The sequence below is a fragment of the Salinivibrio sp. IB868 genome (assembly GCF_001995655.1).
Lineage (GTDB): Bacteria > Pseudomonadota > Gammaproteobacteria > Enterobacterales > Vibrionaceae > Salinivibrio > Salinivibrio siamensis.
Genome location: NZ_MUEW01000002.1, coordinates 56,270 through 76,230 on the forward strand (window position 1 = coordinate 56,270; position 19,961 = coordinate 76,230).

The 19,961-nt window shown below is 52.0% G+C and carries 20 protein-coding genes; all 20 read left to right on the forward strand.

Going from position 1 to position 19,961, the window contains the following annotated elements:
* The first annotated feature begins 14 nt into the window (after window positions 1-14).
* The 20 genes from BZG20_RS02305 to BZG20_RS02400 all read left to right on the forward strand — a co-directional run bounded on the left by BZG20_RS02305 (window position 15) and on the right by BZG20_RS02400 (window position 19,958).
* Window positions 15-977, forward strand: a complete 963-nt coding sequence (locus BZG20_RS02305; protein WP_077578004.1) for a flagellar assembly protein FliH — start codon at window positions 15-17, stop codon at window positions 975-977.
* Window positions 977-2,296 (forward strand): flagellar protein export ATPase FliI, encoded by a 1,320-nt coding sequence (gene fliI / locus BZG20_RS02310; RefSeq protein WP_077578005.1) that lies wholly within the window; start codon window positions 977-979, stop codon window positions 2,294-2,296. Before BZG20_RS02305 ends, fliI begins: the two co-directional genes overlap by 1 nt.
* Window positions 2,297-2,299: 3 nt before the next feature.
* The gene (fliJ, locus tag BZG20_RS02315; RefSeq protein WP_046074944.1) at window positions 2,300-2,755 is read left to right on the forward strand and encodes a flagellar export protein FliJ; all 456 of its coding nucleotides are present in this window, start codon (window positions 2,300-2,302) and stop codon (window positions 2,753-2,755) included.
* Window positions 2,756-2,843: 88 nt separating this feature from the next.
* A complete protein-coding gene (locus BZG20_RS02320) occupies window positions 2,844-4,472 on the forward strand; it encodes a flagellar hook-length control protein FliK (protein WP_077578006.1) in 1,629 nt (542 codons plus the stop codon).
* 22 nt (window positions 4,473-4,494) lie between these two features.
* Window positions 4,495-4,986 carry a flagellar basal body-associated protein FliL gene (fliL, locus tag BZG20_RS02325; RefSeq protein ID WP_077578007.1) on the forward strand — a complete coding sequence of 164 codons (492 nt, stop codon included), beginning with the start codon at window positions 4,495-4,497 and terminating at the stop codon, window positions 4,984-4,986.
* 8 nt (window positions 4,987-4,994) lie between these two features.
* On the forward strand, window positions 4,995-6,065 hold the full coding sequence (gene fliM, locus BZG20_RS02330; protein ID WP_077578008.1) for a flagellar motor switch protein FliM: 1,071 nt from the start codon (window positions 4,995-4,997) through the stop codon (window positions 6,063-6,065).
* Between the two features lie 29 nt (window positions 6,066-6,094).
* On the forward strand, window positions 6,095-6,493 hold the full coding sequence (gene fliN / locus BZG20_RS02335) for a flagellar motor switch protein FliN (RefSeq protein WP_046074940.1): 399 nt from the start codon (window positions 6,095-6,097) through the stop codon (window positions 6,491-6,493).
* 8 nt (window positions 6,494-6,501) lie between these two features.
* Window positions 6,502-6,885, forward strand: a complete 384-nt coding sequence (fliO, locus tag BZG20_RS02340) for a flagellar biosynthetic protein FliO (protein ID WP_158010009.1) — start codon at window positions 6,502-6,504, stop codon at window positions 6,883-6,885.
* Window positions 6,882-7,721, forward strand: a complete 840-nt coding sequence (gene fliP, locus BZG20_RS02345; RefSeq protein ID WP_077578010.1) for a flagellar type III secretion system pore protein FliP — start codon at window positions 6,882-6,884, stop codon at window positions 7,719-7,721. The genes fliO and fliP overlap by 4 nt, the downstream gene beginning before the upstream one ends.
* Before the next feature lie 11 nt (window positions 7,722-7,732).
* A complete protein-coding gene (fliQ, locus tag BZG20_RS02350) occupies window positions 7,733-8,002 on the forward strand; it encodes a flagellar biosynthesis protein FliQ (RefSeq protein ID WP_046074938.1) in 270 nt (89 codons plus the stop codon).
* A gap of 11 nt (window positions 8,003-8,013) precedes the next feature.
* Window positions 8,014-8,796 carry a flagellar biosynthetic protein FliR gene (gene fliR, locus BZG20_RS02355; protein WP_046074937.1) on the forward strand — a complete coding sequence of 261 codons (783 nt, stop codon included), beginning with the start codon at window positions 8,014-8,016 and terminating at the stop codon, window positions 8,794-8,796.
* A 6-nt stretch (window positions 8,797-8,802) separates the two neighbouring features.
* Window positions 8,803-9,939 (forward strand): flagellar biosynthesis protein FlhB, encoded by a 1,137-nt coding sequence (gene flhB / locus BZG20_RS02360; protein ID WP_077578011.1) that lies wholly within the window; start codon window positions 8,803-8,805, stop codon window positions 9,937-9,939.
* A gap of 151 nt (window positions 9,940-10,090) precedes the next feature.
* The gene (gene flhA, locus BZG20_RS02365) at window positions 10,091-12,196 is read left to right on the forward strand and encodes a flagellar biosynthesis protein FlhA (protein ID WP_077578012.1); all 2,106 of its coding nucleotides are present in this window, start codon (window positions 10,091-10,093) and stop codon (window positions 12,194-12,196) included.
* Between the two features lie 25 nt (window positions 12,197-12,221).
* Window positions 12,222-13,772 carry a flagellar biosynthesis protein FlhF gene (gene flhF / locus BZG20_RS02370; protein ID WP_077578013.1) on the forward strand — a complete coding sequence of 517 codons (1,551 nt, stop codon included), beginning with the start codon at window positions 12,222-12,224 and terminating at the stop codon, window positions 13,770-13,772.
* Window positions 13,765-14,652, forward strand: a complete 888-nt coding sequence (locus BZG20_RS02375) for a MinD/ParA family protein (RefSeq protein ID WP_046074933.1) — start codon at window positions 13,765-13,767, stop codon at window positions 14,650-14,652. The genes flhF and BZG20_RS02375 overlap by 8 nt, the downstream gene beginning before the upstream one ends.
* Window positions 14,645-15,370 (forward strand): RNA polymerase sigma factor FliA, encoded by a 726-nt coding sequence (locus BZG20_RS02380; protein ID WP_077578014.1) that lies wholly within the window; start codon window positions 14,645-14,647, stop codon window positions 15,368-15,370. The genes BZG20_RS02375 and BZG20_RS02380 overlap by 8 nt, the downstream gene beginning before the upstream one ends.
* Window positions 15,371-15,425: 55 nt before the next feature.
* A complete protein-coding gene (gene cheY, locus BZG20_RS02385) occupies window positions 15,426-15,794 on the forward strand; it encodes a chemotaxis response regulator CheY (RefSeq protein WP_046074931.1) in 369 nt (122 codons plus the stop codon).
* A 30-nt stretch (window positions 15,795-15,824) separates the two neighbouring features.
* Window positions 15,825-16,559, forward strand: coding sequence for a protein phosphatase CheZ (locus BZG20_RS02390; protein WP_046074930.1), 735 nt, complete (start codon window positions 15,825-15,827; stop codon window positions 16,557-16,559).
* 9 nt (window positions 16,560-16,568) lie between these two features.
* Window positions 16,569-18,803 (forward strand): chemotaxis protein CheA, encoded by a 2,235-nt coding sequence (locus tag BZG20_RS02395; protein WP_077578015.1) that lies wholly within the window; start codon window positions 16,569-16,571, stop codon window positions 18,801-18,803.
* Window positions 18,804-18,821: 18 nt separating this feature from the next.
* Window positions 18,822-19,958, forward strand: a complete 1,137-nt coding sequence (locus BZG20_RS02400; protein WP_046074928.1) for a chemotaxis response regulator protein-glutamate methylesterase — start codon at window positions 18,822-18,824, stop codon at window positions 19,956-19,958.
* Window positions 19,959-19,961: the final 3 nt, after the last annotated feature.

The window sequence follows — 19,961 nt, forward strand, 5'->3', positions numbered from 1 at the left end:
TGTAAGGGGCAACGATGAGTTTAGAAAAACGCCGTGGCTATATCCGCGTCGATGAGGCCGATGCCGAAAGCATTGATAGGTGGGCACTGCCCCCTTACAACGAAGGCGAAAACCTGCCCAAAGAGACCGCACTCAATTACGACCCCAGTTGGGAGCCGGACGTTGAGGTGGAGCCGGAGGAAAACGAGCCAGCCCCCGAACCTTTAACCGCCGATGCCCTCGATGCTATTCGTCAGCAGGGCTATGACGAAGGGTATGAAGAAGGCAAGCAGCTGGGGCATGCTGAGGGGCTCGAAGCCGGTTTAGAACAAGGGCATGAGAAAGGCCATGAAGAAGGAAAAAAGGCGGGGTTTGAGCAAGGCCTCGCCGATGGCCAAGCGCTGATTGAAGCGCGTTGCCAGCAGCTTGACAGTATTCTCAATCAGCTAAGTCATCCATTAGAAAAGCTGGATATCGATGTCGAGCAACAACTGTTGGTGATGGTCCAGACCTTGACGAAATCATTGACAGGCGTGGAGCTAGACACTAATCCTCAGGTGATTCTACACACCTTACGGGCCGCCATTGCCGCTTTGCCAGTGGCCGACCACCCGGTTACTGCTGCTTTGCATCCAGATGACTATGCCATTGTCACCGACGCGTATGACGACGATATGCTGGCTGCCCGCGACTGGACTTTGCAATCAGAGCCCGCACTCTCGCGTGGAGACGTCCATGTAAAAGCCAAAGATTCAGTGGTCGACTATCGCTATGCTGACCGCGTGGACGCGTTATTAAGAGAGTTTCAAGGGCAGAATCAACCCCGGCAATCCACGCCATCAGACGGCGCAACGGTAGAGCCTGTTGATACCGGCGCCTATGCCAACGAATCAGCGACCGCTGAGCGCGAGCCGTCGAGTGACGAACCCGTTGAGCAAGACGCCACGGCCACGACGCAAGATGAACCCACATCGACTGAGGATCCAGGGCAATCATAATGAGCCAACTCGCTGAGCGGTTAAAACAATGTCAGCTTGATAATTTAGCCCCCAAGCCAGTGGCGTCGGGCAAATTGGTGCGTATGGTTGGGCTGACACTTGAAGCGATAGGCTGTCGCGCGCCCATTGGGTCTGTTTGTTCGGTTGAAACCCTTAATGGCACCATTGAAGCCGAAGTCGTGGGATTTGCCGACGAACTTTTATATCTGATGCCCAACGAGCAAGTATCAGGCGTATTGCCAGGTGCAAGAGTGACGCCTTTGTCTGAACGCAGTCAACTCTCGTTGGGTATGGAGCTGTTGGGACGTGTTATTGATGGCATGGGTAATCCACTGGACGGTAAAGGCGACATCTACACGGATAAACAGGCGAGCTTGGAGGGCATGCCCATTAACCCCTTATCACGTCAACCCATCCGTGAGCCGCTTGATGTTGGCATCAAAGCGATCAATGGTCTTTTGACGGTGGGGAAAGGGCAGCGTATCGGCTTGTTTGCCGGCTCTGGGGTGGGTAAATCTGTCACCTTAGGGATGATGACACGCGGTACCACTGCACAAGTGGTGGTCGTGGGGTTGATTGGTGAGCGTGGCCGAGAAGTGAAAGAGTTTATCGATGATATCCTCGGAGAAGAAGGCCGTGCCCGAGCGGTAGTGGTTGCCGCGCCTGCCGACGCCTCACCGCTGGTGCGGTTAAAAGGCTGCCAAACGGCGTTGACCATTGCTGAGTATTTTCGCGATCTGGGTCTTGATGTTCTCTTATTGATGGACTCGTTAACGCGGTTTGCGCAGGCTCAGCGCGAAATTGCGTTGTCAGTGGGCGAGCCACCCGCGACCAAAGGGTATCCGCCCTCGGTGTTTGCGCGCTTACCCTCACTGGTTGAGCGCGCGGGGAACGGCGCCGTTGGGCAAGGGTCGATCACGGCCTTTTTTACCGTGCTGACCGAGGGGGATGATTTACAAGACCCTATTGCCGATGCAGCACGAGCGATACTCGATGGTCATATTGTGCTATCGCGCGAGTTAGCAGATAGCGGTCATTATCCTGCCATTGATGTTGAGCGTTCAGTGAGTCGAGTGATGCCCAATATTACCAGCGATGAGCAAATTCTGATGTCGAAAGCGGTGCGGCAAGTGTTGTCCGTGTGCCGTAAAAACCAAGATCTGGTCTCGATAGGCGCCTACAAACCTGGCAGTGATGCGGCGGTTGATCAGGCGTTTAGCTTGAAGCCCAAGCTCGACAATTACCTGCAGCAAGGGATCAAAGAAGTGGTTCCTTTTGATATGTGTGTCAACATGTTGCGTTCAACCTTACAGGGGTAACCGATGGCCGATCACGCACTTCAGTTGCTGTTAGACAAAGCCCAAGAGGATGAAAAGCAGGCTCAGCTCAGTGTGAGCGCGGCTCAGCAATCACTTGATGATTACTATCGCCAGTTGGAGCAAATTGAACAGTACCGGCTTGAGTATTGCCGTCAGATGTCTGAGCGTGGTCAGTCAGGCTTATCGGCCAGCGCCTTTGGTCATTTAAATAAATTCATTGTTCAGCTTGATGAAACCTTGGCAAAACAAAGAGATGCAGAGCATCAATTTAAAGATCATTTAGAGCAGTGCCGTCAGACATGGCAACAAACCCGCCAGCACCGGCAATCACTAGAGTGGCTGATAGAAAAACGAGAACGTGAGGAAGCAGAGCGTGCTCGTTACCAAGAACAACGACAAATGGATGAAATGGCAGCGATTATCGCACGTCGACGCCCCTCGCCCTTCTCTTCACAATAAAATGGCGCGATAATTGCTTTCTCATTACCGACGCGCCAGCTGATGCCAAGCTGACGCATAGGTAACCATAGGTAATGATGAGAAACTTATGACGCAGTCAATGCTGACACTTTCCAATGTTTCGAGTAAAACCCTGTCTGCGCCGAGTGAGGGCGCGTCCAGCGAGGTGAAAGGAGAGCAAAGTGCCGGCTTTTTGTCCGCTTTGCATCAATCCCTCGATGGAAGTGAAGGACAAGGGGAGTCTATCAAGCTAACCCCTGATGGCAAAACCTTACTCGTCGATGGTCAGGCCATTGATGCGGAAGCCATGTTGGCTGACGGTGTTTTCAGCGAGGCGGAGATGGAAAAAATTGCCGATATGACGGCAATGGAAGAAAGCCAATCTTTATTAATGCGTTTGAATCAAGCGGCGGACATGCTTACTGGCAAAACCTTGCCTGCCGGTGGGGATACCACGGCATTATCTGCCGATGCATTACCGATGAGCGACGCTGACAGTAACGCGCGAGTAGACCTACAGGGTCAAGAGGGTGAAGTAGACAAACAAGCACTGCTTGCCGAACTCTCTAAAGCGCTGCCGGATGAGGTTTCCGCGGAGGAGGTATTGGCACAGTTATCGCCCGAACAACTCGCCGCGTTAGTCGCCCAGGTTAAAGCCACGCAAGATCGTGGCGCCGCATTGGAACAAGGTGCTGGGCGCCAAGTGGCGCTTGATAGCAGTGGTGAGATGCCTAAAGGGGGGCAATCTCTCCCAGTGGATGGGTCGGCGATCAAATGGGCGGCCATGAAGGCGCAGCAGGAGAGTCAACATGGGGCTGCCGCCGCTAAGATGGCGCCCGGTGAGTCTGCCTTAGGCGATGCTGCGTCAGCCAACAAAGAGTCTGCGCTCAAAGATTTGTTGGCCAAAGAAGGGGCGACGACGAAAACGAACGAGCTGGCTGATAAGCTGCGACAGGCGACTGGCCTACCACAAAATATGGCAAACCCTGACGTAAAAGGTGGCGCAACAGGCAACCCGAATGCCGCTTCTATGTTAGCCGGGCAAAATGAACGGTCAGACAATGTCAGTAAAGCGGCATTGAAAGCGATGGCAGAACAGGCGGTTCAAACTGACGCCGCATTGGCTGCAGGCAGCGCTGCAAGCGCGGCGGAAGGGGCCTCACGAGGCGAGAACTTGGCCCAGCAATTGGCAAGCAGTCTAGGCACACCAAGCGCGAACGCAGCGACAGCACGGCAAGATATTCAGGTCGCTCAAACTGCGCAGGCCCCGCTACCTTTGGGGCAAACACCTAGCGACGCGGGCGCGGCACTGACTGAGCGAATCAATGTCATGTTGTCTAAAAACCTCAAGCAAGTGGATATTCGTCTCGACCCTCCCGAGCTTGGACGCATGCAAATTAAGTTGGGGATAAACAACGACCAAGCCTCTGTGCATATCACGGTGGCGAACCAGCAAGCGCGTGATGCTGTCGAGCAAGCGATGCCAAGATTGCGCGATATGTTGCAGCAACAAGGGCTACAGTTAGCCCAGGGCTCGGTTCAACAGCAAGACAGTGGTGCACAACAGATGGCCTCTGGCCAGCATGGCGATGGTGCTGGCAACGCAGGTGGAGCACCACGTGGCACGACAGGGCCGGATGATGGCGATGATGCCATGCTAGCCGGGCAAACGCTGAACGTCTCACACAGTGATCGCGCCGTCGATTACTACGCTTAAATAACAAGGAGCAAGACCAGCCATGGCAGATGATAACGCAACCCCAGAGCAAGGTGGGAGCAAGAAAAAGCTGATTATTATCATTGTCGCCGCCGTTGTATTGCTCGCGGCGGTAGGCGGTGCGGCGTTCTTTTTCCTATCTGGTGATGACGGCAGCCAAGAAGACATTGTCCTCGAGGAACAAAACAATGCCCTGCCCGCGATTTATGTCACCTTGCCTAAACCGTTTGTTTTTAATGTCACCGGTGATGAGCAACAACGACTGGTGCAAGTCAATACCCAGTTGTTAGTGCGTGGCAGTGAAATGGAAGCCTTGGCCAAAGAAAACTTACCGCTGATTGAGCACGCGCTTCTTAATACGTTTGGTGCGGCCACGGTGGAGCAACTGCGTACACCGCAGGGGCAGCTCGAAATTCGCCGCCAATCGGCAGAGAATGTGCGCGCGGCCTTAATCAAAGTAACGGGCGAGCCGGTGGTAGAGCGTGTGCTCTTCACTGGCTTTGTGATGCAATAGGTGATGACGTGACTGACTTACTCAGCCAAGACGAGATTGATGCGCTGCTTCACGGTGTTGATGACGTCGAAGAGGAAGACAACGAGCCCGAAGCGGATCAAGAGGGGGCCGTCTCCTTTGACTTCTCGTCACAAGACAGAATTGTCCGTGGGCGGATGCCGACGCTCGAGCTTATTAATGAGCGCTTTGCCCGTCATATGCGCATTAGCTTGTTTAACATGCTGCGTAAAACCGCCGAAGTGTCGATCAACGGCGTGCAGATGATGAAGTTTGGCGAGTATCAAAACACCTTGTACGTGCCGACCAGTTTGAATATGGTGCGTTTTCGCCCATTAAAAGGTACCAGCTTGATCACCATGGAAGCCCGTCTGGTGTTCATATTGGTGGAAAACTTTTTTGGTGGCGATGGGCGCTTTCATGCTCGCATTGAAGGGCGGGAGTTTACCCCGACAGAGCGGCGTGTGATCCAGATGCTGCTGAAGTTGATGTTTGAGGATTACAAAGACGCGTGGGCGCCCGTGATGGAAGTGGCCTTTGAGTATTTAGACTCAGAGGTTAATCCGGCAATGGCCAACATTGTCAGCCCTTCAGAAGTGATTGTGGTGAGCTCATTCCATATCGAGCTTGATGGTGGTGGCGGTGACATTCATATGGTCATGCCCTACTCAATGCTGGAGCCGATTCGCGAGCTACTTGATGCCGGGGTACAAAGTGACAAGATGGATACCGATGTGCGCTGGAGTAAAGCGCTACGGGATGAAATCTTGGATGTGAATGTTGAATTGAGTGCCAAGCTTTTAGATGTCACTTTATCCTTGCGCGACCTGATGGAGCTGCAAAAAGGCGATGTGATTCCGGTTGATATGCCGGATGCGTGTACGGTGTTCGTGGAAGACTTGCCCACCTATCGCGCGAAGATGGGACAATCTAACGATAAGCTGGCACTGAAAATTGTGGAAAAACTTAAGCGTCCTGAAATGGCGAAATCGGATATTTCGTTGTTGCAGGATAAACCTGAGCTACTCGATGATCTCGAGGAAGATTTACCCATCGATGATAAACAAGGTAATGCTCAGTGATCAGAATCTGTAAACAAGGGTGAGACGTCATGGATCAAAATGATGTAGACGATGATTGGGCTGCAGCCCTGGCTGAGCAATCTGATGCCGAGGGCTCTGATGATGTACAAGCGGCACCACTTGAAGAGCTCACTGATGACAGCGAGCAAAAAATGGGGGCGGATGAACAGCGCAAACTGGACGCGATCCTCGATATTCCAGTGACCATTTCTATGGAAGTGGGGCATACGCAAATTAACATCCGTAACCTGCTTCAGCTCAACCAAGGCTCGGTGGTTGAGTTAGATAGGTTGGCCGGGGAGTCGCTCGATGTGCTGGTCAATGGCACGCTTATCGCACACGGTGAAGTGGTGGTCGTTAACGACAAGTTTGGTATCCGCCTCACGGATGTGATTAGCCAAACTGAACGGATTAAGAAACTACGATAGGGATGACGGTGAACCGACGCGTTTGGGGTGTACTCTTGGTGCCAATGCCCGTGTGGGCGGCGGCGCCCGAGGTCAGTATAGTGACAATGCTGTTGTCGCTGGGGTTGGTGCTTGGGCTTATCTTTGCTCTGGCCTGGTTGCTGCGACGATTAAAAGTGCCGGGGCTGGCACAGCAAAGTGACGGAATCACGATCGTCAGCCAATTGGCAGTGGGTCAAAAGGAGCGCATTCTGGTGGTCGATATCCACGGCGAGCAGCTGGTTGTCGGCGTAACGGCTACCAGCGTGAACGTGTTAAAAACACTGGATAACCCCATTCCAACGGCGACGCCAGCGTCTGACAAGCCTTCTCGCTTTGCCAATCAGCTTAGCCAACTGTTGAATCGAAAATGACGATACGAATGTTATTGGCCGCTTGGGTCTGGGTGGCAGCTACCTTATTTACACCGTTTGCTGCAGCCGAACAAGAAGCGACGCCAGCACAAGAAAGCATCACCACCGAATCGATTAGCGAAAGTGGTGAGGCGGCACGTTTAGAAGTGGGTCGCAATACGGGAGGCGGGATCCCAGCGGTCACGATGCGTGTCAACCCGGATGGTAGTGAAGACTACTCCGTCACGTTGCAAATTCTGGCAATAATGACCGCGCTGGGCTTTTTGCCAGCGGTTGTCATTTTAATGACGTCGTTCACTCGGATCGTGGTGGTGATGGCCATTTTGCGTCAAGCCATGGGGTTACAGCAAACGCCATCGAACCAAGTGATCATTGGCATCGCGATGTTTTTGACCTTATTTATTATGTCACCTGTGATTGACCGAATGAACACAGAGGCGATTCAGCCTTATATCAATGAACAAGTCACAGCGCGGGAAGCCTTTGATCGGGTACAGGTGCCGCTGCGTGAGTTTATGCTCCGGCAAACGCGGGTTAAAGATTTGGAAACCTTCGTCAATATGTCTGGGTCGCAAGTCGATGAGCCTGAACAAGTCCCGATGACGGTGCTGATCCCCGCGTTTGTAACGTCTGAGCTCAAAACCGCGTTCCAAATTGGCTTTATGCTGTTCTTGCCGTTTTTGGTGATTGATTTGGTCGTGGCGTCGGTATTGATGGCAATGGGTATGATGATGCTATCGCCCATGATAGTGTCGTTACCCTTTAAGTTGATGCTATTTGTTCTGGTTGACGGGTGGAACTTGATCCTCTCCACCTTAGCCGCCAGTTTCGGCTAAAGGAGGCAGCGATGGCCCCAGAAGCGTTTGTCGAGCTTTTCCAAGATGCGCTCTATTTGGTGTTACTCCTCGTCTCAGCGATTGTGGTGCCTGGTTTGTTGGTTGGCCTGATTGTCGCCATCTTTCAAGCGGCAACCTCGATTAACGAGCAAACGCTGAGCTTTTTACCGCGTTTGATCGCGACCTTTATTGCGCTGATGTTTTTTGGCCACTGGATGACGCGAATGCTGATGGAGTATTTCTATCGTTTGATTGATCACATCCCCAACATTCTCTACTGACGAGGCAAGCCATGGAATATCCAGCCTCGGTGATTTTATCTTGGATGGCTAACTACTTTTGGCCCTTTACCCGTATTTCGTCAATGATGATGGCGATGACCTTCTTTGGCGCGCGGTTTGTGCCTGTGAGGATCCGCCTCTACCTCTCTTTAGCGATTACCTTTGCTGTGATGCCCGCGTTACCGGCCGCCCCCGAGAATATCGAGCTGGTCTCTTTTGCGGGGTTTACCGTGCTTGCGCAGCAAGTGATCATTGGTGTGGCGATGGGGATGGTCACCCAATTTATCACCCAAACCTTTGTGGTGTTAGGGCAAATTTTGGGGATGCAGTCGAGCTTGGGTTTCGCATCCATGGTCGACCCGGCCAATGGTCAGAATACCCCTTTGCTAGGGCAGTTTTACTTGTTTTTGGCTGTGATGTTGTTTCTCGCCACGGATGGGCATCTAAAAATGCTTAACCTGGTAGTGATGAGTTTTGACACCTTACCGATTGGCGAAATGATTGGTGCCGCCGACTACCGTAGTTTGGCACAGTGGTTTGGCATCATGTTTAAAGTAGCACTCAGTATTTCCCTGGCTGGCGTCATTGCCTTGTTGGTGGTTAACTTGTCTTTTGGTGTGATGACGCGGGCTGCGCCGCAACTAAACATTTTCTCTCTTGGCTTCGCTTTTGCATTGTTAATGGGGTTGCTGATCAGCTGGTATTTGCTGTTCGGTATGTTGACGCATTACAACAATCATTGGGAAACAGGGTTGAACCAAGTTTGTTCGCTGATTCGAATTAACTGTGGATAGAAGCTGATGGCAGAGAGCGACGGTCAGGAAAGAACAGAAGACGCCACGCCCCGAAGGCAGGAGCAGGCGCGGGAAAAGGGCCAAGTACCGCGCTCAAGAGAACTGGCTTCCGTGGCAGTGTTAGTGGTCGGGGCGATCAGTTTGATGTGGTTCGGGCAAGCGCTGGGTGAAGCCCTAATGGCATTGATGACGCGCCTATTCTCCTTGTCACGTGCAGAGATCTTTGATAGCTCAGAGCTGATGCTGGTGGTGGTCGGTGAGCTACTGCATTTGATTCTGCCACTTGGGCTGATCTTGATTGTGCTATTTATCTCCGGCCTCGTGGGGGCAGCCGGGCTCGGTGGTGTGAGTTTCTCTTGGGAAGCCGCACGGCCTAAGCTGTCGAAAATGAGTCCGCTTTCTGGGTTCAAGCGTATGTTTGGTACCCAAGGCTTGGTCGAGCTATTGAAGTCTGTCCTCAAAGTGCTGTTGGTCGCGGGCGTGGCAGCCTATCTGGTTTATGTGAACCTGGAAGACTTCTTTGAGCTGACCATTGATACCTTTCCCAGTAATCTCTATCACGCGCTCGACATTTTACTGAACTTCGTATTGCTCGTGTGTTGCTCACTGTTGGTTGTGGTGGTCATTGATGTGCCGTTTCAAATTTGGCAACACAATGAGCAGCTTAAAATGACCAAGCAAGAGGTAAAAGACGAGCACAAAGAAACTGAGGGTAGCCCAGAAGTGAAAGGGCGTATCCGAATGTTACAGCGTGAGATGGCGCAACGCCGGATGATGGCGGACGTGCCTCAAGCCGATGTGGTTGTGACTAACCCCGAACACTACTCCGTGGCGCTACGCTACAACAGTGATATCGATAGTGCGCCCGTCGTGATAGCCAAAGGCTCGGACTTTACTGCATTGAAAATACGAGAAATTGCGGCTGAATATGACATTGCCATTGTCCCCGCTCCCCCTCTGGCGAGGGCATTGTATTTTAGCACCGAGCTTGAGCAACAGATCCCTGACGGTTTGTTTACCGCCGTCGCGCAGGTCTTGGCGTATGTCTTCCAGCTTAAGCAATACAAAAAAGGACGGGGTCGACGACCCACTCGTCCTGATGACGCTTATTTACCTATCCCTTCCGACTTGCAACATGACTAAGCGTTGCCGAACGCGGCAATGTCAGCGCAGTGCCAAAATGCTGACACTTTATTGTCTTTTTTTGGCGTAAAACTTGCTTTCTCTGCATTCCCGTTTTGATTATACGCGGCACCAGGCCCGCGTTCACCAATCATGGATTTGAACGCTTAACATGTTAAAAGCCAACTGGCGATTGCCATTTTCTGACAAAGTGCCTTACCACAGGTTAGGAGCGATGCCGGCTATCGGCGCGCCAGCACTGGTATTAGCGACCTTAGCGATGGTGGTTCTGCCTGTTCCACCGATGCTGCTCGACTTGATGTTCTCATTTAACATTGCATTGTCGCTAGTGGTCTTGCTGGTCACCATTTATACACGGCGCCCACTTGAGTTTGCGGCTTTCCCAGCGGTGCTCTTGATTGCAACGTTAATGCGGCTGGCGCTTAACGTTGCTTCCACGCGTGTGGTTTTGCTTTATGGGCACGAGGGCCCGGATGCAGCAGGCCAAGTGATTGGTGCCTTTGGCTCGGTGGTCATTGGCGGTAACTATGCCGTGGGCTTGGTGGTCTTTCTTATCCTGATGATCATTAACTTCATGGTCGTCACCAAAGGTGCGGGCCGGATTTCAGAAGTGACCGCGCGTTTTACCTTGGATGCATTGCCGGGTAAACAAATGGCGATCGATGCCGACTTGAACGCAGGGCTTATCGACCAAGAACAAGCACGGTCACGACGCCAAGAAGTCACGCAAGAAGCGGACTTTTATGGCTCAATGGACGGTGCGTCTAAATTCGTTAAAGGCGATGCCATCGCCGGTATTTTGATCCTTTTCATCAACATTGTGGGTGGCTTGTCTATCGGGATGGGCCAACATGGCTTGGGTTTTTCCGAGGCGTTGGAGGTATATACCTTACTGACCATTGGTGATGGTCTGGTTGCGCAAATACCGTCGTTGCTGCTGTCGATAGGCGCCGCCATTATGGTGACGCGACAAAACACCGAAGAAGACATGGGACAACAGGTGGTGTTCCAGCTGTTTGATAATCCGCGTGCGTTGATGATTGCCACCGGTATTTTGACGGTGATGGGGCTAGTACCGGGGATGCCTCATTTGCCTTTCTTGCTGCTGGCAGTGATTTGCGGTGGCCTGGCGTACTGGAAATACAAGCAATACCAAAAAGCACAGCAAGCGCCGGAGCAAACCGATCTTCCAGAAGCCGCGCCCGCTAAACCGAAAGAGTTATCGTGGGACGATGTGCAGCCGGTGGATGTTATCGGACTGGAGGTTGGATATCGTCTGATTGCCATGGTCGATCGTGATCAGGGCGGAGAGCTGCTCGACCGAGTCAAAGGCGTACGTAAAAAGCTGTCGCAAGATTTTGGTTTTTTGATCCCACCGGTACATATTCGCGACAACCTTGAACTGCCACCCCATAACTATCGCATCACCTTAATGGGCGTCGCTGTCGGAGAAGCCGAAGTCCACCCTCAACATGAACTCGCGATCAACCCAGGTCAAGTTTTTGGCCCTATCGACGGCGAGCCAACCCAGGATCCGGCTTTCGGCCTTGAGGCGGTTTGGATTGAGCCAAGCCAACGAGAGCATGCCCAAGCACTCGGTTACACCGTGGTTGACTCTGCCACTGTGTTGGCCACCCACCTTAGCCAAATGTTGACCAACAACGCCGAGCGTTTATTGGGTCACGAGGAAGCGCAAAACCTGGTCGATATGTTAGGTAAGCAAGTACCGCGCTTGGTTGAAGGACTGATCCCGGATCAAATTCCGCTCAGTGTGCTAGTCAAAGTACTGCAAAACTTACTGAGTGAAGCGATCCCTATTCGTGATATTCGCACTATCGTGCAAACCATGGCTGAGTATACCGGTAAGAGTCAAGATCCTGACATTTTAACCGCAGCGGTCAGGATTGCATTGCGTCGTCTGATCGTTCAAGAAATCAATGGCAGCGCCCCTGAACTGCCAGTCATTACCCTTGTTCCTGAACTGGAACAGATGTTGCATAAAACTATGCAGGCATCCGGTGGCGAGTCGACAGGGATTGAGCCGGGTCTGGCTGAGCGGTTGCAGTCTTCGTTGGCTGAAGCGACGCAACAGCAAGAGTTGCAAGGAGAGCCGGCCGTATTACTAACGTCTGGCGTGCTACGAGCGACATTGGCGAAATTTGTTAAAAACACAATACCGACGCTACGCGTCTTGTCTTATCAAGAAGTGCCTGATGAAAAACAAATTCGTATCGTCAATGCGGTTGGCAACAATTAACATCGTTTATGAGTAGGGCAGTGCTTTGAAAATAAAACGTTTTTTTGCAAAGGATATGAGAGCAGCGTTAAGCCAAGTGAAAGAAGAACTTGGCGCTGATGCAGTGATCATGTCTAACAAAAAAGTGACAGGCGGCGTAGAAATTGTCGCGGCGGTCGATGCGGATACAGAGCCAATGCCTGATAAGCCCGCACCAAAAGCGCAGCAACAATCTGCTCAGGCTTATTCTCAGGCTCACCGCCAACTTGCGGATGATCAAGTGCAACTGCGTCAACGGCAACAGGCAGGTAGCCGTCAAAACGGTCATACTAAGCGCCCACCTCGTTTTTCTGCCATGTTGGATGAGTACCGTGACCAATCTCAGCCCGCGGAACCAGAAACAGAAGCTGATTCGTTGAGCGCGTTGCTACAACGCCAACAAAAGCAGCCAGCACGGAGCCCATCGCCATCAGGGGCTGACGAGCGGCCCGCCGCGCTAGGACGCGGTTATGAGCCTCGTCGGCAACTTAAAAGTAGCAGTCGTTCTGGCTGGCAAACGGCTGCCAATAAGTCGAGCGGTCCGCATGCATCTCCGTCAACGTCCAAGCCTAAGCTAGATCCATCCCGGTTTGAGGCACGTCAATCCCAGGCCTCTCATCAAGAAATTGATGCAATGCGTCAGGAAATGGCATCAATTCGAAGCTTATTAGAACACCAATTGTCGGGGCTTATGTGGCAAGAGGTAGAGCGGCGAGAGCCGTTACGCGCCATGCTTATCAAACGCTTAGAGCGTATGGGACTATCTTCTGAGCTAGCGGATCAACTGGCCTGTTATATCCCAGAAGAGACACCACCGAATGAGGCGTGGCAAGCGCTCCTTGACCTGGTTGCGGATCAGGTGATCACGGTTGACGAGAATATGCTAGAAACCGGCGGCGTGATTGCACTTCTTGGTCCGACAGGGGTAGGGAAAACCACCACGATTGCTAAGCTGGCGGCGCGAGCCGCGATGGAATTTGGCCCGGAAGATATTGCCTTGGTGACCACAGATACATTCCGTATCGGTGCCCATGAACAGTTAGCCACGTACGGCCGTATCCTTGGTTGCCCCGTTAAAGTGGCTAAAGATGCCGATGAGCTTGCCGACATCCTTTATCAGCTGCGTCATAGACGCTTGATATTGCTAGATACCGCCGGGATGGGGCAGCGTGATCTTCGCTTGTCGGAACAGCTCGATACCCTGATGCAAAATAGTGGCTCGCATATTCGTAGCCTACTGGTGTTACCGGCGACATCACAACGCCGCGTATTGCAAGAAACCATTGAACATTTTCGCCGCATCCCGTTATCGGGATGTGTTCTGACCAAACTCGATGAATCGCTCAGCCTCGGTGAACTGTTGTGTGTCACCATCGAAAATGCCCTGCCTGTGGCCTACTTAGCCGACGGGCAACGTGTGCCGGAAGATATCCGCCAAGCCACGGGACAGTTCCTGGTTGGCAAAGCCAGTGAAATGTTGGAGTCAGGTGCGGATCAGCACAATCACTTCTGGAACAGTGATGTCCCAGAGTCGAATGGGGCGGACTTTTATGATTGAGACAAGCATGCAAGATCAAGCAAGCGGCCTGCGCCGTTTAACCAATCCGTCACGCACCAAGGTTATTACCGTAACCGGGGGAAAAGGTGGCGTAGGGAAAACCAATGTCACACTGGGAATGGCCGCGTCTATGGCTCGCCAAGGGAAAAAAGTCATGGTATTGGATGCCGACCTTGGCCTCGCCAATGTGGATGTGTTACTTGGCCTAAGAGCGGGCAAGAATCTGTCTCATGTGCTTCAAGGCGTCTGTGATCTGAAAGATATTATTCTCGAAGGTCCGCACGGTATGAAAATCGTACCTGCATCGTCTGGTCTTCAAGGTATGACGGAGCTCACACCGGCGCAACATGCTGGTTTAATTCGCGCTTTTGGTACACTCGAAGAAGAGGTTGATGTACTCTTAGTGGATACTGCCGCGGGGATTTCAGACATGGTACTGAGTTTCTCGCGCGCCGCACAAGATGTCGTCATTGTGGTCTGTGATGAACCTACATCAATTACTGATGCGTATGCATTGATTAAAGTACTCAGCCGTGAACATGGTGTGACACGCTTTAAAGTTGTTGCAAATATGGTCAGAAGCTACCGTGAAGGACGAGACTTGTTCACAAAATTAACGCGAGTCACTGAAAGGTTTCTCAATGCTAATCTAGAATTAGTAGCATGTGTTCCCGTTGACGAAAGGGTGAGGCAAGCAGTGAGAAAACAAAAAGTTGTCATTGACGCATTTCCTCGCTCGCCCGCATCATTGGCAATGAATGCGCTGGCGAACAAAGCGCTGACTTGGCCGGTGCCGCGAAATCCGGGAGGCCATCTGGAGTTTTTTGTTGAGCGGTTGCTTATCAAAAATGATGACGCAGGAGAGTTAGTTCGTGAATAGAGCGCTCACGTATAGCCGCACAGGGGCAGATCGCCAAGCGGTACTTGAGCGTTATTCGAGTTTGGTCAAGCGCATCGCGCATCACTTGATGGGGCGCTTGCCACCGAGTGTTCAAGTAGAAGATTTGATCCAAGCTGGTATGGTCGGCCTCCTTGAGGCACAGCAAAATTATGACCCCTCCAAAGGGGCGAGTTTTGAAACTTATGCCGGTATTCGAATTCGCGGTGCTATGCTGGATGATATGCGCCGTGGTGACTGGGTGCCACGCTCTGTCCACAAGGCGAGTCGTTCAATCAGTGATGCTATCGCATCGCTAGAAAAAGCGTTAGGTCGGGATCCAACCGACGTGGAGGTTGCAGAAAAGCTTGATATGAGCTTAGAGCAGTACCATCAGGCGCTTAACGATGTAAACTGTGGACGTTTGATCGGGATGGATGATCTGGGCGTCTCTGAAGATGCATTCACAACAGAGAGTCGCCGTAATGACAACACTCCCTTTCAGGGTGTTGCGGAAGACAGTTTCAAAGCCGCATTAGCGGCGGCGATCAAAAGTCTTCCTGAAAGAGAGGCGCTGGTGCTATCTCTTTATTATGATGAGGAATTAAACCTCAAAGAGATAGGAGCAGTGATAGGGGTCAGTGAATCCCGGGTCTGTCAGATTCAAAGTCAGGCTACGCAACGTTTGAGAGCTAAGCTATCCGCTTGGCATAGTGAGTAAGTAACTGTTTCGACAATAAAACGAGACCTCACCGGAGGCAACCTTGGATAAAAACATGAAAATTCTCGTTGTTGATGATTTTTCAACAATGCGCCGTATCGTAAAGAATCTTCTTCGTGACTTAGGTTTCAACAATACCGTTGAAGCGGATGACGGCTTAACCGCGCTGCCAATCCTCAAAAAAGGCGGTATTGATTTTGTCGTGACCGATTGGAATATGCCTGGTATGCAGGGGATTGACTTGCTTAAAGAAATCCGTAAGGACGGCGATCTTAAGCACCTGCCTGTATTGATGATCACCGCTGAGGCGAAGCGCGAGCAAATTGTAGAAGCCGCGCAAGCAGGGGTGAACGGTTACATTGTTAAACCTTTTACTGCCGCTACGTTGAAAGAAAAGCTCGATAAGATTTTCGAGCGTATGTAATTCGCAAGCGCACAGTAAGAAGGAACCGCCATGATCAATCTGGACCAAGCGAAACAATTGGTCGCGTATCTTGAAAACGGAGAGCAAGATAACGCTAATACGCTTCTTACCGAAATAGCGAAAGAAGCGCGTGACCCACTGTTTAATGAAGTGGGGAAGCTCACCCGCCAATTACATGACTCAATTACTGACTTTCGTTTGGATCCTAGAGTGAGTGATTTGGCCAACGTGGACATCCCTGACGCTCGCGACAGGCTCACGTATGTCATGCAGAAAACCGAATTGGCCGCCAACAAAACCATGGATTCGGTTGAACGAACCATGCCGATAGCAAGCGAGCTGCAAGACAACTTGCAAGCTGTTCGTCCCAACTGGAACAGCCTGATGCGCGGTGAGATTGCCTTGGATGAGTTCAAGTCGTTGTGTCACAACATTGACGAACTCTTGACCCAAGTAGAAGGGGGCGCGACAGAATTGCACGCGCACCTGACTGAAATCCTCATGGCACAAGACTTTCAAGACTTAACCGGCCAAGTGATTCGGCGCGTGATTGAATTGGTGCAAGAAGTTGAGCAACAGCTGGTAGAAATACTTACCGCCTTTGGCATGGATAGCGCTGCGATTGACGCAGCACCGGCGAAAAAAGCAGATGATACCACCGATAAGTCAGCCCCTGAGGGTCCTGTGATTCACCCTGAAGAGCGCGATGACGTGGTTCACAGCCAAGATGATGTTGACGATTTATTATCGAGTTTGGGTTTTTAGAGGTGCGCTATGAGCTTTGAGATGGATGAAGAAATCCTTCAGGACTTTTTGATTGAAGCGGGAGAGATCCTCGAGCAGATGTCTGAGCAGCTGGTCGATTTGGAGCGTGCCCCTGATGATGCAGACTTACTAAACAGTATTTTCCGTGGCTTCCACACGGTAAAAGGTGGCGCGGGCTTTCTTGGCTTAAATGCGCTGGTCGATACGTGCCACGGTGCTGAAAACGTCTTTGACAACTTACGTAATCACGGACGTGAGCTGACATCAGATGTGATGGACACCATTTTGCAGGCGCTGGACACTGTCAATGATCAATTCGCCGCGGTACAAAACCGCGAAGAGCCAGTGCCAGCCGATAGTGCCTTGCTCGAAGCACTGCACCGCTATGCGAAACCCGCGAGTGAAGATGAGGCTGTGGCGGAAGAGCCTGCACCTGAACCAGACCCCGAGCCAGAACCCGAACCCGAACCTGAGGCGTCTGAAAGTGACGCATCAAGCCAGGACGACAGTGCGATCAGTGGCGACTCAGTGGATGAGATCACCCAAGATGAATTCGACAAGTTGCTCGATCAGCTCCATGGTGAGGGAAAAGCACCCACGGCGTCTGATTCAGCATCAGAAAAGCCTGAGGTGGTGGAAAGCACTGAGGCCGATAGCGGCGATATTACCGACGACGAGTTCGAAAAACTGCTTGATGATTTGCACGGTGCAGGTAAAGGCCCTGCTGGAGGGGCAAGCGACACCAGCAATGAAAGCCCATCAGCGCCATCGGATAAGCCCGCTTCGGCGTCGTCCCAATCTGGTGGTGATGAGCTGATTGATGACGACGAGTTTGAAAAGCTCTTGGATGATTTGCACGGTAAAGGCAAAGGCCCCGCCGCCGAAGCGGAGAAAGCGAAAGCGGATGCCGATAAGGTGGATGCACAAGCCAAACCTCAGCCAAAGTCGGAGCCTGCGCCCGCACAAAAAGCGAGCAAGCCTGAGCCCGCGAAAGAAAGCACACCGAAAAGTGCCGGCGCGGGTGCTAAAGCGCCTGCTGCGGCAGAAAAGGCACCTGAGAAGAAGCCACCGGCCGCCCCTCAACAAGAGCAAACGGTACGAGTTAATACCTCCACGCTTGACGGTATTATGAATATGGTCGGTGAGCTTGTGTTGGTGCGTAACCGCTTAGTGAGTCTGGGCCAAAGCAGCAACGATGAAAGCATGGCCAAGGCGGTTACCAACCTAGATGTGGTTACTGCCGACTTGCAAGGCGCGGTGATGAAAACGCGTATGCAGCCAATTAAAAAAGTATTTGGCCGCTTCCCCCGCGTTGTCCGTGACTTAGCACGTAGCTTGAAAAAAGAAATCGTCCTGGAAATGCAGGGCGAAGAAACCGATCTGGATAAAAACCTGGTCGAAGCGCTGGCTGACCCTATGGTCCACTTGGTACGTAACTCGGTGGATCACGGTATTGAAATGCCTGATGAGCGTGAAAAAGCGGGTAAACCTCGTGTCGGTACCATCACCCTCAAAGCGTCACAAGAAGGGGATCATATTCTCCTGACCATTGCTGATGACGGTGGCGGTATGGATGCTGAAAAGCTGAAGAGCATCGCGGTTGACCGTGGTGTCCTTGATGCAGAAGCGGCGGCTCGCTTAAGTAATAGTGAAGCGTACAACCTGATTTTTGCACCTGGCTTTTCAACCAAAACCGAGATTTCCGATATTTCTGGTCGTGGTGTGGGGATGGATGTGGTGAAAACCGGCATCACCAAGCTTAATGGCTCGATTAATATCGACTCTGAGCTCGGCCGAGGGACGGTTCTGGAAATCAAGGTACCATTGACACTGGCGATATTGCCAACCCTCATGGTCGGCGTCGGTGATAACCCGTTTGCGTTCCCTCTGTCGAATGTCAGTGAAATTATCAGTTTGGATATGTCCAGAACCAATACGGTTGATGGCCAGCTAACCTTAATCGTACGCGATAAAGCGATCCCACTGTTCTTCTTGCAAGATTGGTTGTGTAAAGGATCAACTGATATCGATAAAACCAAGGGGCATGTGGTGATCGTGCAAATCGCGCATCAACGCATCGCGTTTGTGGTAGACACCTTGTTTGGTCAAGAGGAGGTGGTCATTAAGCCACTTGACGAACTACTTCAAGGGACGCCGGGAATGGCAGGGGCAACCATCACCAGTGATGGTCATATTGCTCTGATCTTGGATGTGCCCAACCTGTTGAAACACTACGCAGGTTAATTTGAGAAAAGGACGCCCATGGCAGTAAAAGTATTGGTGGTAGATGACTCCAGTTTCTTCCGTCGCCGTGTTAGTGAAATCATCAATGCCGATCCGAGAATGGAGGTCATTGATAGTGCAGTGAATGGCAAGGAAGCGGTGGAAAAAACCGCTCAACTCAAGCCTGACGTTGTCACTATGGATGTGGAGATGCCAGTACTTGATGGTATCTCGGCGGTGCGCCAGATCATGGCGCAAACGCCCACACCAATTTTGATGTTTTCATCGTTGACGCATGATGGGGCGAAAGCCACGTTAGATGCACTTGAAGCTGGGGCGCTCGACTTTCTTCCTAAAAAGTTTGAGGACATCGCTCGCAATCGCGAAGAAGCGACCAGTTTACTGCAACAGCGCGTACTCGAAATTGCGCGTAAACGGCCGGTACTTAGACGTGCGACGCGCCCATCCTCCCCAGGCAGTACCGGGCAAACGGCTTCGCCATCGGGCGGTGTGCGCACGCCTGCGCGCCCAGCGTCCCGCCCTGCGGTGGGGACGAGTGCGCCGTCCAAGGCGCCAGCGCGATTTACCGCCACAGGGAAACGTTACCAATTGATGGCGATCGGTACGTCGACCGGAGGCCCCGTTGCGCTGCAAAAAGTACTGACCAAGCTACCTGCAAACTTTCCGCTGCCGATTGTTTTGATTCAACACATGCCTGCCACATTCACATCGGCGTTTGCGCAGCGCCTGAATGGACTGAGCAAAATCACTGTCGTTGAAGCGAAAGATGGGGACACGCTCAAACCTGGGCACGCCTACCTGGCGCCGGGAGGGATGCAAATGATGATTGATGGCAGACCAGGCGCGGCACGTCTAAAAATTCTCGACGGCGGCGAGCGGATGAATTACAAGCCTTGTGTGGATGTGACCTTTGGCTCCGCCGCTAAAATATATGGCGATAAGGTTCTGTCGATGGTGCTCACCGGTATGGGCGCAGATGGTCGAGAGGGCGCACGTATGCTAAAAAGCGCGGGGGCAACTATCTGGGCACAGGACGAGGAAAGCTGTGTCGTTTATGGCATGCCGCAAGCAGTGGCGAAAGCGGGTATCTCGTCGGAAGACTTACCGCTGGAGAGGATCGCCGAACGCATCATGGTTGAGCTGAATTTAAAATAAGGA